Below are 13,582 nucleotides of genomic sequence, written 5' to 3'. Positions count from 1 at the left end.
TTTTCCTCCTCGCAAATCATGAATGGCTGACGTGCCGAAAGGCTAACCGGATTTGCCGAGGCAAATCGGTTTTGATGATGGCTCGAACGGAATATTTGGGATAACATCCACTCACAAAACCCTCTATCGGAGTGAAAATGCCTCAATTCGACGATTTCGAGATCAAGATGCTCGATGTCCTGCAGCGCGACGGGCGCAAGCCGGTTTCCGAACTGGCGCAAGAGATCGGCCTGTCGACGACGCCGTGCGCGCGGCGCTTCGAGGCGCTGCAGGAGGCCGGCATCATCAAGGGATTTGCCGCGGTGATCAGCCGCCGCGCGGTCGGCCTGATGGTCGAGGTGTTCATCCAGGTGCGCCTGGTCAGCCACAGCGACGGCTCGCCCGAAAGCTTCATCGCCGCCGTGCAGCGCATGAACGAGGTGTCCTCGTGCTGGACGATGACTGGCGACCATGACTTTCTACTGCATGTCATGGTGCCGTCGGTCGACGAACTCAACGCCTTCGTTATGCACCGGCTGATGCGGCTCGACGGCGTGCGCGACGTCCACACGCAGTTGGTGCTGCAGAACATCAAGGGGCCGGGCCATGTGCCGCTCGGGCATCTCAGGCGATGACAATGCCTCTCTTCGCACTCCTTGGGGAAAAGCTGCACGCAAACTGCTGAAACGGGCCAATCGCGTGTCCACATCGCCGGCCAGCTTGCGCGGACCAACTGCCCAAGAGGTCCGCCATGAAAATCGTCCTGATCAATCCGCCGCACACCGCCATCGGCAGCCGCGTGCCTGACGATCATTTGCCGCCGCTCGGTCTGCTGGCGATCGGCGGACCGCTGATCGATGCCGGCCATCAGGTGCGGCTCGTCGACGCCGAGTTTGGGCCGATGCCGCTCGATGACGTCGTACGCAACGCACTGGAGGACCACCCCGACTTCGTCCTGATCGGCCATTCCGGCTCGACCTCGGCGCACCCGACCGCCTTGCTGATCGCTGAGCAGATCAAGCAGCGGGAGCCGGCGACCATCATCGTCTATGGCGGCGTTTTCCCGACCTATCATTGGCGCGACATCCTGGCCGCTACCGATGCTTTCGACTTCATCGTGCGCGGCGAGGGCGAGGCGACCGTCGTGGCGCTGGTCGAGGCGCTGGAAATGCGCCAGCCGCCGGCGAGCGTGGCCGGCATTGCCTGTCGCGACGATCTCGGCCGTCCCGTCGCCACACAGGCCGCCATGACCATTGCCGACCTCGACGCCTACCGCGTCGGCTGGGAGTTGATTGAGCACTCGCGGTACAGTTACTGGGGCGGCAAGCGGGCCGTGGTCATGCAGTTTTCGCGCGGCTGTCCGCATCTGTGCAACTATTGCGGCCAGCGCGGCTTCTGGACCCGCTGGCGGCATCGCGACCCGGTGAAATTCGCCAGGGAGATCGCCTGGCTGCACCGCGAGCACGGCGTCGAGCTGATCAATCTCGCCGACGAGAATCCGACGGTCTCGAAGAAGGCCTGGCGTGCCTTCCTCGACGCCCTTATCGCCGAGAACGTGCCGGTGCTGATCGTCGGTTCGACCCGTGCCGACGACATCGTGCGCGATGCCGACACCCTGCATCTCTACCGCAAGGCCGGCGTCATCCGCTGGCTGCTCGGCATGGAAAACACCGACGAGCAGACGCTTCAATTGATCCGCAAGGGCGGCAGCACATCATCCGACCGCGAGGCGATAAGGCTGCTGCGCCTCAACGGCATCCTGTCGATGGCGACCTGGGTGGCCGGCTTCGAGGACGAAGGGTTCCGCGATCTGTGGCGCGGCTTTCGCCAGCTCATCGCCTACGACCCCGACCAGATCCAGGCGCTCTATGTGACGCCGCATCGCTGGACGCCGTTCTTCCGCATCGCGCGGGATCGCAAGGTGATCCAGCAGGATGCGCGCCTGTGGGACTACAAGCACCAGGTGCTGCAGATGACGCGGCTGAAACCCTGGATGCTGTTCTTCAGTGTCAAGCTGATCGAGCTGGCTGTGCAGTCGCGGCCGAAGGCGCTGGCCCGCATCCTGTTCCACAAGGATCCCGAGCAGCGCCATTCGATGCGCTGGTACACGCAGATGGGCCGCCGCGTGTGGTTCCGCGAGGTCTGGGGCTTTCTGATCCGCGACATCAGGGTGAAAGACGGCCCGACGCTGGCCGAATTCTGGGGCGCGCCGCAGGACGCCGAGGAGGAATCGATGTCCGTTCGACGCCCGGTACGCAAGCTGGCACCGCCCGAGGTCACGATTTTGCCGAGTGCCTGACTGTTGCTGTGCCCTGGTTAAGGGGTGTTGAGATTCAGGTCAGGCCGAGCCGAAAACGGTGGCTTTCGAGAACCGGAGCGCAGCGGACGTTCGGGTCCGTGAGCACCGGAAGCGGAGAAAGTCGCCGTTTGCAGGCCGGCATCACCTGAATATCAATGCCCATCAAGGCACGATCAGCGTGCCGGCACCGTGCTCGGTGAACAGTTCCAACAGCACCGCATGCGGCGTCTTGCCGTTGAGGATGACGACGCCTTCGACACCGCGTTCGATCGCTTCGATGCAGGTCTCGACCTTGGGGATCATGCCGCCCGAGACCGTGCCGTCCTTGATCAGCGCCTTGGCCTCGGCCACGGTCAGTTCGTCGATCAGCTTCTTGTTCTTGTCGAGCACACCAGGCACGTCGGTGAGGAACAGCAGGCGCGTCGCCTGGCAGGCGCCGGCAATGGCGCCGGCGAAGGTGTCGGCATTGATGTTGTAGGTGTGGCCGTCGCGGCCTGGCGCCACCGGCGCCAGCACCGGGATCATTTCGGAGCGTGCCAGAAGATCGAGCAAGGTGCGGTCGACCTCGACCGGCTCGCCGACGAAGCCGAGATCGAGCACGCGCTCGATGTTGGAGTCCGGATCGATCATGGTCTTGCGGGCCTTTTCGGCGAACACCATGTTGCCGTCCTTGCCGCACAGGCCGATCGCCCATTCGCCCTCGGCGTTGATCAGCGCGACGATCTCCTTGTTGATCGAACCGGCCAGCACCATTTCGACGATCTCGACCGTCTTCTGGTCGGTGACGCGCAGGCCGCCCTCGAACTTGGATTCGATGCCCATCTTGGCCAGCATGGCGCCGATCTGCGGGCCACCGCCATGGACGACGATCGGGTTGACGCCGGACTGCTTGAGCAGCGCGATGTCGCGCGCGAAGGCCTTGCCGAGCTCGATGTCGCCCATGGCATGGCCGCCATATTTCACCACGACCGTCTTGTGCTCGTAGCGCTGCATGTAGGGCAGCGCCCGCGACAACAGGGCTGCCTGCATTTCGGCGGTGGCGGTTATTTCCGTCATCGGCTTGGTTCCCGGCTTTTTATTTTAAGCACGTCGTTGTCCCAAAACCCCTGGACCCTTTTGGACGACATGCATCAGGTAAGGACGGCGGCGTCTTAGCGGGAATTGGCGCCGCCCGCAAATGGCTTTGCTGCCATATTCAAGCGCTTCACGACCTCGTCATCGTGTCGGCACCATCAGCGGCGCCCTGCGGTCCAGCCAACCCGAGATCTTCTCCATCTGCGCGGCGAGCGACAAAAGCGTCTCCTCGTCGCCCGGACGGCCGGCCGCCTGGACGCCGAGCGGCAGGCCGGCGTCAGTGACATGGACCGGCAGCGCGATCGACGGCTGGCCGCTGACATTCTGGATCGCCGGCCAATGGGTGAACCAGAGGCTCTTATCCATCAGCTGGCCGAAGAACGGCTTCAGCTTCAGCAAGGGAGTGAGGTGAAGCTTGTCGAGCAGGTTTTCGATGAACTCGTCGGCGCCTTTCGGATCCATGGCGCCGCAGGCGAGCGGCGGGTGGGCAATGACCGGCATCAGCACGGCGTCGTACTGCACGGTCTCCGAAATCAGCTGCCGCGAGGCGGCATGCAGCCGCTGCAGGTCGGCATAGGTCTCGCCGGCCGACACCATTTCGCCGAAGCGGGCGAGCACCCGCGTCGCCCGCTCGATGTCGCCGGTAACGGAACGGCCGACACGCAGCGCTTCGGCCCGCATCGTGCCGGCGACTGCGGGGGCAACCGTCCTGCAGAAATCGGCGAAGAACTCGCGGCCGATAAAGGGTAGGTCGATCTCCTTGACCGTGTGGCCGCCCTCGCGGGCAAGCGCCATCGCCGTGTCGAGCGCCTTGAACGTCTCGTCCGAGATCGGCAGGCCAAGCGGGGATTTGCGGTACACGGCCAAGCTGAGCTTGCCGGGATCGCGTGCGGCAGCGGCCGCGAACGTGCCCTTCGGCGGCGGCGCGGCATAGGGCGACAGAGGATCGGACCCATGGGTGAGGTCGAGCAGCAGCGCGCAATCACGCACCGAACGGGTGAGCGCATGGTCGACGACCATGCCGTACCAGCTTTCGCTCACCAGCGGCGTCAGCGGGGTGCGGCCGCGCGACGTCTTCAGGCCGACAAGCCCGGTGCAGGCGGCAGGCACGCGGATCGAGCCGCCGCCATCGGAGGCATGCGCCACCGGCACGACGCCAGCTGCGACCAAGGCTGCCGAACCGCCCGAAGAGCCGCCGCTGGTATGGCCGGTGTTCCACGGATTGCGGGTGATGCCAAAGGCCCTGGATTCGGTCATCAATCGAAGCCCGTGCTCCGGCGATGTCGAGGTGACGATCGGGATAAGCCCGGCGGCGAGATAGCGGTCGGTCAGCACCGAATTGACATCGGCCAGCCATGCCGGAATGCGGCTGCCGCCATGCGTCGGCACGCCCCTGATGGCGATGCCGAGATCCTTGATGGCGAAGGGAACGCCGGCCAGCGGCAGCGAGCGGTCGACGGTCTTCGCACGGGCGCGGGCGGCATCGTAGAGCGGTTCGGCCGTGGCATTGATGTCGGGACGGGTGGCCTCGGCGCGGGCGATCGCGGCGTCGGTCAGCTCGACGGCCGAAACCTCGCCCTTGCGGACCAGATCGGCGAGGCCCGCGGCATCTTCTTCCCAAAGGATCCGTTCGACCGACATGCGCGCTCCCCCCATCACTGAGGGCAAGCTAGCCAGTGGCGATTCCATTGGCAATCGGTCGACGGACCCGGGCTGGCGACACATAAAAGCCTAGGCGTGCACAAGGTTATTTCCGCCGTTGCAAATACATTGCAATCGCCTAACTTGCCGCAGATGACGCCGCAGGACATCACCAAGCTGATCGTCCGGACTTCGATGAAGGATCGGGCCGCGTTCGATCTGCTTTACCGGCAGACCAGCGCGAAACTTTTTGGCGTCTGTCTTCGTGTATTGAACGACCGGGGAGATGCGGAAGAAGCGCTACAGGAAGTCTTCGTCAAGATATGGACGAAGGCGGATCGTTTTGCCGTCTCCGATCTAAGCCCGATCTCCTGGCTGGTGGCAATTGCGCGCAATCATGCGATCGATCGCATACGAGCGCGGCGCAGGCCTGCCGCCGACATCGATGCCGCGCTCGACGTGGCCGATCCGGCGCCGGGGCCTGAAGCGATGGCGGTGGCGGGCGACGAATCCGAACGTATCCACCATTGTCTCGATGAGTTGGAGAAGGACCGGGCAGCCGCCGTCCGGGGCGCCTATCTCAAGGGCGAGAGCTATGCCGAACTGGCGGAGCGCCATGGCGTGCCGCTGAACACGATGCGGACATGGCTGCGCCGCAGCCTGTTGAAACTCAGAGAATGTCTGGAAAGATGACGCTGGCAGAAGACACCGGACCGGAACGTGGAGGCGACGACCTGCTCGCCGCCGAATACGTTCTCGGCGTGCTCGATGCCGACGAACGCCAGATCGTCGCCCGCCGCATCGATGCGGATACGGTTTTTGCTCGTCTTGTCGAGGGATGGGAGGTCCGTCTCTCACCGCTGGCCGCCGCCTACCCGGAAATCGAGCCGCCGGTTTCGGTGAAGACCGCGGTCGACCGCCGGCTGTTCGCGAACGCTGCCGCCGTGACCACGCCCGCCGAATCGCGCGGCGGCCTGTGGTCCAGCCTCGCTTTCTGGCGCGGCCTTGCCGCGGCTGCGGTTGCGGCACTGGCGATTTACATTGCCGTGCCAGTCCTCAACCCGCCGGTCGAGGAGCCGCAGGCGCGCCTCGTCGCTTCGCTGGCCGCCGAAGGCAGCGACGTCAGATATCTTGCCGTCTACGACGCCGCGCATCACGAAGTCGGCCTGTCGCATGTCTCCGGTGAGCGTGCTTCCGGCAAGGACTTCGAGCTGTGGATGATCGAGGGCAAGAACCCGCCGGTCTCGATGGGCGTCATTCCGACCGGTGCTACGGCACATATCGTCGTCTCACCGGCGGCCCAGCAGAAGCTTGCCCAGGGCGCGGTGCTTGCCGTCAGCCTCGAGCCGTCAGGCGGTTCGCCGACCGGACAGCCGACCGGACCGGTGGTCGCCGCCGGCGACCTGAAGAGCATCTGACCGGCTCTTGGCGTCGCCAGACTCAAAATAGAGTACCTGAAGTGTATCTCCCACCTTCCACGTCCGTAGACAGCATGGTAGCCGGCAAGCCGTTGCGTGGCAAAATCTCTTCGGCATCCCGGGCAAAATAAAAAATAAGAATATTTCTGAAACTCCCGCACTTCTGTTCCGTATCTCCTCGCGTCCCCAAAAATGGGAAGAGAAAACCCGAGGAGTTTGACATCATGCGCAGATACGCCACCCTTTTGCTCGCCGGTACGATCGCCGTTTCGGCCCTTGCCACCGCCGCCTATGCCGAAAACCCGATGGTTGGCGGCGCCGCGATGTATGCTAACAAAAACATCGTCGAGAACGCCGTGAACTCGAAGGACCACACCACGCTGGTCGCCGCCGTGAAGGCCGCCGGCCTTGTCGAAACGCTGCAGGGCGCCGGTCCGTTCACCGTGTTCGCTCCGACCAACGAAGCCTTCGCGGCTCTTCCGGCCGGGACGGTCGAGACGCTGCTCAAGCCTGAAAACAAGGACAAGCTCACCAAGATCCTGACCTGCCATGTCATCGGCGCCAAGGCGATGGGGGCGGATGTCGCCGCGATGGCCAAGGCTGACGGCGGCGCCCACAAGGTCAAGACGGTCGGCGGCTGCGAGCTGTCGCTCAAGGCCGACGGCGGCAAGGTCACCGTCACCGACGAGAACGGCAATGTCGCCAATGTGACGATCGCCGATGTCGAACAGTCCAATGGCGTCATCCACGTCATCGACAAGGTTCTTTTGCCGAAGATGTAACAAGGGGATTGCTGCCGGCGAACTGGCAGCAAGGGCCCTCCGTCGATTGCACGATCCCGCTCCCGTGATCCGCAATTGACCCGCGCACTCCGCGCCGCCCATATTCGGATGTGGGAGGGCGCGGAGTGTTCGTTCGAGGGGGCTACCGTCACCGGCTTTTGATTTCCGCGCGGCGGTATAGTTTGGCAAAAGGACATCAGGAGGAACCGGTCATGAACCGTCGCGACTTTCTTTTGAGCGGTGCCGCCGCCATCGGCGTCGTCGGGGCCGCAGCAACGATGCTGCGCATGGGCGATCCGCAGGCAGCACAGGCCGCCGAAAAATTCGAAGTCACCAAGACCGACGCCGAGTGGAAAGCCATCCTGTCGCCGGCCGCCTTCGACGTGCTGCGCAAGGAAGGCACGGAGTATCCCGGCACCAGCCCGCTGCTCAACGAACACCGTAAGGGCATCTTCGCCTGTGCCGGCTGCGACCTGCCGGTCTATTCGTCGGAGACGAAATTCGATTCCGGCACCGGGTGGCCGAGCTTCTGGCAAGAGATCCCCAAGGCTATCGGCACGACCGTGGACCGCTCGCTCGGCATGACGCGCACCGAGGCGCATTGCCGCCGCTGCGGCGGCCATCTCGGCCACGTCTTCGACGACGGTCCGGCGCCGACCGGCCTGCGCCACTGCATCAACGGCGTCGCGCTGACCTTCGAGCCCACCACAGCCTGACAAATTCCAACTGGATATGAAAAACTCCGGGCTTGCGGCCCGGAGTTTTTTGCGCGGTCAGAGCTTTTTCGGGCGTGGACTGGAGGAGCTTCCCGAAACAGCTGCCCACGTATCTCTGTCTTGTCGCAATTCCTAAGGGAAAGCGCTGCGCGCTTTTCCCGGGAAAACCGCCTTACACTTTTCCTGGAATTGCTCCGGTATCAGTGGCCGCCGCCACCACCTCCACCCGCCGCCGCGGCCGGCTTGCGGATCAACATGGTGAACAGGCCAAGCGTCGCAAACAGCACCGTCAGCATGAAGAACACATCCATGAAGGACAGCAGCGCCGCCTGCTGCTGGACCATGCCCGACAGCTTGGAGATGGCGGCACTTGTCGCGTCCAGGCCGGGGGTTTGCTCGAAATTGAGCGTCATGTTCTGCAGCTTGGTCTGCGCGGCTTCACTGCCCCATTGCACATGCTCGGAGAGCCTTGCGTAGTGGAAGGCATTGCGGTCGATCAGCACGGTGTTGATCAGTGCGAGGCCAACCGCACCGCCAAGGTTGCGGGTGAGATTGAACAGGCCGGACGCATTCTTCAGCCGCTCGGGCGGCAAGGTGCCGAGCGCGATGTTGTTGATCGGCACCATGCACAGCATCATCGAACAGCCGCGCAGGATCTGCGGGATGAGCAACTCGTAGAAATCCCAGTCGGCGGTCAGATGCGTCATCCACCAGGTGCCGGTGGCGAAGCCGAAGAAGCCGATCATCATCATCAGCCGCGGGTCCATCTTGTTCGACAGGATGCCCGAGATCGGCGCGGTGAAGAACATGGCCAGGCCGCTGACGAACAGCGCCTCGCCGATCATCATCGAATCGTAGCCACGGATGCGCCCGAGATACACCGGGTAGAGATAGGTCAGGCCGTAAAGGCCGATGCCGATGACGAAGGAGAACAGCGAGCCGAAGGCGAAGTTGATGTTGGTGAAGGCCTTCAGGTCGACGATCGGCTCCTCGGCGGTGAACACCCGCCAGAAGAACAGCACCGCGCCGATGGTCATGACGATGGCGCAGATGAAGACGCCCTGGTCCTGCAGCCAGTCATTGTTGGGGCCTTCCTCGAGCACATATTCCATGCAGCCCAGGAAAGCCGCCATGCCGGCGAGGCCCCACCAGTCGAACTTGCTGAACAGCTTGAGGTTGGGCTTGTCGAAGTCGATCAGCGTCCAGGCCGCCGCTGTCACCAGGATGCCGGGCACGACATTGACCAGGAACAGCCAGTGCCAGGACATGGCATGGCTGATATAGCCGCCGACAGTCGGGCCGATGGTCGGCGCCAACGTCGCCACCAGGCCGATCATCGGCGAGACGAAGGCGCGGCGCGAGGGCGGGAAGATGGTGAAGGCAGCGGCGAAGACGCTCGGTATCATGCCGCCGCCGATGAAGCCCTGGACGGCGCGGTAGACAATCATCTGGTCGATGTTGGTGGCAGTCGCCGCCAGCGCACTGGCCGCGGTGAAGCCCGCCGCCGAGATCGTGAACAGCACGCGCGTCGACAGCATCCGGCTGAGGAAGCCCGACAGCGGGATCATCACCACTTCGGCGATCAGATAGGCGGTCTGCACCCACGGGATTTCGTCGGAGCTGGCGCTCAGGCCGGCCTGGATTTCCGACAGCGAGGCGGAGACGATCTGAATGTCCAGGATGGCCATGAACATGCCGAACACCATCGCCAGGAAAGCGATGACGCGCCGCGTCGAAATGGTGTCAGGCACAGCCGGCCTCGCCGGCGGTGCTCCTGCTGTCAGGGTTGCGGTTGCCATGGCATTGCTCCCCGGCAGCCGCTCAGTTCGACGCTGCCGCTGATGCCGACCCGGATGGGGCGGTACGGCTGTCGACGGCGACGATGACGCTCAGGCCGGCGCGCAGTTTGCCGCTCTTCAGGACATCTGCCGGCACATCGATACGGACCGGAACGCGCTGCACGACCTTGGTGAAGTTGCCGGTGGCGTTTTCGGGCGGCAGCAGCGAGAACACGGCACCCGAAGCCGGCGCCAGCGACGAGACGGTTCCCTCGAAGTCCTGGCCGTCGGTCGCATCGACCGAGATCTTCACCTTCTCTCCGGGCACCAGCCGGGCAAGCTGCGTCTCCTTGAAGTTGGCGACGATGTAGAGCTTGTCCATCGGCACGATGACGGCGAGCTTCTGGCCGGGGCTGACAAGGTCGCCCTGTTCGACCGAGCGGTTGCCGACGATGCCGTCATAAGGCGCCTTGAGCACGGTGAAGGAAAGATCGCGCAGCGCCTTGTCATGGCTGAGCTGCAGGGACGCCAGCGTGCTCGCCGATTCCGCGCGTTGCGCCTGCAGCACGCCGATATTGGCCTGCGCGGCGGCGATCGTCGCGTCGGCGCCGACAAGGGCGGCATCGGCCTGCTGGACCGCCGTCTGGGCGTCGTCCAGCTGCGCCTGCGTGCCGACATGGGTCTTGAGCAGTTGCGAGGCGCGCGCCGCGACCTTGGCCGCATTGTCGGCGGCGGCCTGATCGGCGACCTTCTGCGCCTGCGCCTGCTGCAGCGAGGCGCGCGCTGCTTCAGTCTGGGCGTCGATACGGTCGAGCGTCTTGCTCAAGGTGGCGATCTGCGCCTCGGCCTGGGCGACGGCAATCTTGTAATCGCCGTCATCGACGACGAGCAGCGGATCGCCGGCCTTGACCTGCTGGTTCTCGCTGACCTTGACCTGATCGACATAGCCGGAAATCTTGGGCGAGATGAACGCCATGTCGGCCTGGACATAGGCATCGTCCGTGGAGATCATGAAGCGGCCCGTTGTCCAGTAGTCGTAACCATACCAGGCGCCGGCGCCCAGCAAAGCGGCGCCGATGACCGGCAGCAGGAAGGAACGCACCGAACGCTTCTTCTTGGCCGGAGCCTCTGCCGGTGGCGACGAGACAGGCTGGACAGGCACTTCCGGGGCTTCCGTCGCCGGCGCAACCTTGGCGTTGGGAAAGGGACGGACTTCGGCAGTGGTCGGCGCGTTCGAGGACATGACATCTCTCTAAAGTTATAATATAATACTGAACCGTTCGGTTCGATCCGGCCGTTGACATAGCGCGTAAAGAGGACCATATCAAGGGCAATCGAACCGCTTGGTTCGAATTATTTTCGAGGTGTGACTTTCATGGCCGAGACCCCGCCCAATGTTGAAAACGAGTCGTGCGACGACCTGTTGGAAAGCTTGCGTCGTGGCCGCCCGGCCGCGGGGCAGGATCCGGTCAAGCGCAGCCAGATCATCGACGGCGCCCGTCGTGTCTTCATCGACAAGGGCTTCGAAGCCGCCTCGATGAACGACATCACCCGCGAGGCCGGTGTCTCCAAGGGTACGATCTACGTCTATTTCGCCAACAAGGAAGAGCTGTTCGAAGCGCTGATCGAGGAAGAGCGCGGCACCATCTTCAAGAACATGTATGACGTGCTGGACAATGCCGACAACCTGCGCGAGACGCTGGTGAAGTTCGGCAAGGTGCTGGCCCTCAAGATCACGTCGGCCAAGGTGATCCAGGCGCAGCGCACGGTGATCGGTGCATCCGACCGGATACCCGACATGGGCGCGCGGTTTTACGAGCGCGGTCCCAAGCGTGGCCACGACAAGGTCGCGGCCTTTCTCAATGCCGCCATCGAGCGCGACCTGCTGCGCATCGACGATGTCGATCTTGCCGCCTATCAGTTCACCGAACTGTGCCTGGCCGGTCTGTTCCGCCAGTGCATCTTCGCCTACCGCACCAAAGCCCCGAGCCAGGACGAGATCGACCGCATCGTCAGGTCAGGCGTCAGCATGTTCCTCAAGGCATACGGCACCGAAAGGCTTGTGGCGGAAGAAGGCCACCAGACGATTGCTATCGAGGCCAAGCCGTAGGCCATGCTCTAAGCTGTGGATGCTTAGCCGCCATTGGCGGCAAGCACGATGGCCGCCTGCAATTCCTGGAGGCCCTCGGCTTTTTCCGAAGACGTCGCCAGAACGAACGGGAACGCCGCCGGCCGCTTCTTGATCTTTGCCAGCGTCTCCTCGATCAGCCTCGGCACGCCGGCAGTCTTGATCTTGTCGGTCTTGGTCAGCACGATCTGGTAGGACACCGCCGCCTTGTCGAGCAGCGACAGCACTTCGTCGTCCTTGGCCTTGATGCCGTGGCGGGCGTCGATCAGCACATAGACGCGCTTCAGCGTGACGCGGCCCTTGAGATAGTCGAAGACCAGCTTGGTCCACTCGTCGACCTTCTCCTTCGGCGCGGTGGCATAGCCATAGCCGGGCATGTCGACCAGCGCCAAGGGCGGCAGGTCGGCGCCCTCACCCGAAAATCCGTCCGGCACGAAATAGTTGAGCTCCTGCGTGCGCCCCGGCGTGTTGGAGGTGCGCGCCAGCCCCTTCTGGTTGACCAGCGCGTTGATCAGCGACGACTTGCCGACATTCGAGCGGCCGGCAAAGGCGATTTCCGGCGGCCCTTCAGGCGGCAGGAATTTCATGGCCGGCACGCCGCGGATGAAGATCCACCCTCGCGTAAACAGTTCGGTGCCGATTATGCTGCTGTTCAGAGCGTTCAAGCTGCTGCCTCCAGAAGAGAGATATCGGCGCCCCGGATAGCATCGAGGTTGCGACTGACCTTGTCCACCGGCCAGTCCCACCACGCCACCGCCAGCAGCCGCCTGATTGTCCGGTCGTCGAAACGCATCTTCACCACCTTGGCCGCATTGCCGGCGACGATCGCATAGGGCGGCACGTCGTGCGTCACCACCGATTTCGCGGCGATGATGGCGCCGTGGCCGATTTCCACCCCGGGCAAGATCACCGCCTCCATGCCGATCCAGACGTCGCTGCCGACAATGGTGTCGCCGCGCACTTCCTTCGACCACGTCGCCGGGTCAAAACCCTTTTCCCAGCCATGGCCAAAGATATTGAACGGATAGGTCGAAAAGCCGGACATAGCATGGTTGGCGCCGTTCATCATGAAGCGCGCGCCCTCGGCGATGGCGCAGAACCGACCGATGATCAGCTTGTCGCCGATGAAGGGATAGTGGTGCAGGACGCATTTTTCGGCGAATTTGTCGGGGCCGTCCGGATCGTCATAGTAGGTGAAGTCGCCGATCTCGATGTTCGGCGCATTCACCAGCCCCTTGAGGAAGCCGACGCGGGTATGCATCGGGATCGGGTGCTTGATGTCTGGGTTGGGTCCGTCCATGTCGAAATCCGTCAGAGAAATGGCAGCCAGGCACATCCGAAACTCGAATGCGCCCGTTCAAAATAGCGTGATCCGCCCTATAGCACCAATCGGGCGACGAGCGAGCTTTCCTTGACGGCCTTGCTCATTTGCCGCCGCGACAGATCACGATCGGATCGGACATTGCGCTGTCGAAACCGCTGCCCTGATAGACGGTGACGTTCGCCGCGCCGGGCGGCAGCATGAAGCTGCCTTCGACGATTTTCTGGTCTCCGGCCGGCATGTGGAGAGCCCAGCTATAGGTGCAAAACTGAGGCGGCGCCTGGGGTTCGACGTGGCTGCAGTTCAATTGCGCGCCACCCAGCATCGCGGCGCCGCCGCAGCTGACGGCGTCCTTTGCGAGCGCAAGGCCCGGCCATCCCGCGATGGCCGCCACGGTCACGATCTTCAGCCAATTCATCGTCCTATCCTTGCCCGGCAACAGCCTG

At 63.5% G+C, this 13,582-nt stretch carries 14 protein-coding genes; 7 read left to right on the top strand and 7 right to left on the bottom strand.

Going from position 1 to position 13,582, the window contains the following annotated elements; genetic code table 11:
• Positions 1 to 137: 137 nt before the first annotated feature.
• Together AC0L24_RS14965 and bchE are read left to right on the top strand one after the other, a co-directional pair.
• Positions 138 to 614: an Lrp/AsnC family transcriptional regulator gene (locus AC0L24_RS14965; protein WP_127808371.1), complete on the top strand. Its 477-nt coding sequence runs from the start codon at positions 138 to 140 to the stop codon at positions 612 to 614.
• 116 nt (positions 615 to 730) lie between these two features.
• Positions 731 to 2,278, top strand: coding sequence for a magnesium-protoporphyrin IX monomethyl ester anaerobic oxidative cyclase (gene bchE / locus AC0L24_RS14960; protein WP_473563910.1), 1,548 nt, complete (start codon positions 731 to 733; stop codon positions 2,276 to 2,278).
• 162 nt (positions 2,279 to 2,440) lie between these two features.
• Here the strand turns inward: bchE and argB are convergent, their stop codons facing one another.
• Both argB and AC0L24_RS14950 read right to left on the bottom strand, forming a co-directional pair.
• Complete coding sequence (gene argB / locus AC0L24_RS14955) at positions 2,441 to 3,334, bottom strand: acetylglutamate kinase (RefSeq protein ID WP_013528489.1); 894 nt, start codon at positions 3,332 to 3,334, stop codon at positions 2,441 to 2,443.
• Positions 3,335 to 3,493: 159 nt separating this feature from the next.
• Positions 3,494 to 4,993: an amidase gene (locus tag AC0L24_RS14950; protein WP_473563909.1), complete on the bottom strand. Its 1,500-nt coding sequence runs from the start codon at positions 4,991 to 4,993 to the stop codon at positions 3,494 to 3,496.
• Positions 4,994 to 5,146: 153 nt separating this feature from the next.
• Here AC0L24_RS14950 and AC0L24_RS14945 point away from each other — a divergent pair, with 153 nt between their 5' ends.
• The 4 genes from AC0L24_RS14945 (at position 5,147) to msrB (ending at position 7,909) form a co-directional block, all read left to right on the top strand.
• The gene (locus AC0L24_RS14945) at positions 5,147 to 5,686 is read left to right on the top strand and encodes a sigma-70 family RNA polymerase sigma factor (protein WP_127267227.1); all 540 of its coding nucleotides are present in this window, start codon (positions 5,147 to 5,149) and stop codon (positions 5,684 to 5,686) included.
• On the top strand, positions 5,683 to 6,411 hold the full coding sequence (locus tag AC0L24_RS14940; RefSeq protein WP_127267218.1) for an anti-sigma factor: 729 nt from the start codon (positions 5,683 to 5,685) through the stop codon (positions 6,409 to 6,411). The genes AC0L24_RS14945 and AC0L24_RS14940 overlap by 4 nt, the downstream gene beginning before the upstream one ends.
• 224 nt (positions 6,412 to 6,635) lie before the next feature.
• A complete protein-coding gene (locus AC0L24_RS14935) occupies positions 6,636 to 7,193 on the top strand; it encodes a fasciclin domain-containing protein (RefSeq protein ID WP_027040113.1) in 558 nt (185 codons plus the stop codon).
• A gap of 212 nt (positions 7,194 to 7,405) precedes the next feature.
• Complete coding sequence (msrB, locus tag AC0L24_RS14930; RefSeq protein WP_127808375.1) at positions 7,406 to 7,909, top strand: peptide-methionine (R)-S-oxide reductase MsrB; 504 nt, start codon at positions 7,406 to 7,408, stop codon at positions 7,907 to 7,909.
• 200 nt (positions 7,910 to 8,109) lie between these two features.
• Here msrB and AC0L24_RS14925 read toward each other — a convergent pair whose 3' ends face one another.
• On the bottom strand, positions 8,110 to 9,708 hold the full coding sequence (locus AC0L24_RS14925) for a DHA2 family efflux MFS transporter permease subunit (RefSeq protein WP_127808376.1): 1,599 nt from the start codon (positions 9,706 to 9,708) through the stop codon (positions 8,110 to 8,112).
• Positions 9,709 to 9,730: 22 nt separating this feature from the next.
• Positions 9,731 to 10,930: an HlyD family secretion protein gene (locus AC0L24_RS14920; RefSeq protein WP_127808377.1), complete on the bottom strand. Its 1,200-nt coding sequence runs from the start codon at positions 10,928 to 10,930 to the stop codon at positions 9,731 to 9,733.
• A gap of 132 nt (positions 10,931 to 11,062) precedes the next feature.
• Between AC0L24_RS14920 and AC0L24_RS14915 the strand changes: the two genes are divergently transcribed.
• The gene (locus AC0L24_RS14915) at positions 11,063 to 11,797 is read left to right on the top strand and encodes a TetR/AcrR family transcriptional regulator (protein WP_127380942.1); all 735 of its coding nucleotides are present in this window, start codon (positions 11,063 to 11,065) and stop codon (positions 11,795 to 11,797) included.
• Between the two features lie 23 nt (positions 11,798 to 11,820).
• On the opposite strand, the gene yihA is transcribed toward AC0L24_RS14915, so the two are convergent.
• The 3 genes from yihA to AC0L24_RS14900 all read right to left on the bottom strand — a co-directional run bounded on the left by yihA (position 11,821) and on the right by AC0L24_RS14900 (position 13,554).
• Complete coding sequence (gene yihA, locus AC0L24_RS14910) at positions 11,821 to 12,480, bottom strand: ribosome biogenesis GTP-binding protein YihA/YsxC (protein ID WP_024502094.1); 660 nt, start codon at positions 12,478 to 12,480, stop codon at positions 11,821 to 11,823.
• A complete protein-coding gene (locus AC0L24_RS14905; protein WP_164873738.1) occupies positions 12,477 to 13,115 on the bottom strand; it encodes a CatB-related O-acetyltransferase in 639 nt (212 codons plus the stop codon). Before AC0L24_RS14905 ends, yihA begins: the two co-directional genes overlap by 4 nt.
• Positions 13,116 to 13,239: 124 nt before the next feature.
• Positions 13,240 to 13,554: a peptidase associated/transthyretin-like domain-containing protein gene (locus tag AC0L24_RS14900; protein ID WP_127318876.1), complete on the bottom strand. Its 315-nt coding sequence runs from the start codon at positions 13,552 to 13,554 to the stop codon at positions 13,240 to 13,242.
• Positions 13,555 to 13,582 lie beyond the last annotated feature (28 nt).

The sequence above is a fragment of the Mesorhizobium sp. WSM4809 genome (assembly GCF_055811655.1).
The sequence above is the reverse complement of the archived record's forward strand: the minus strand, read 5'-3'. Positions and strand labels throughout refer to the sequence as shown.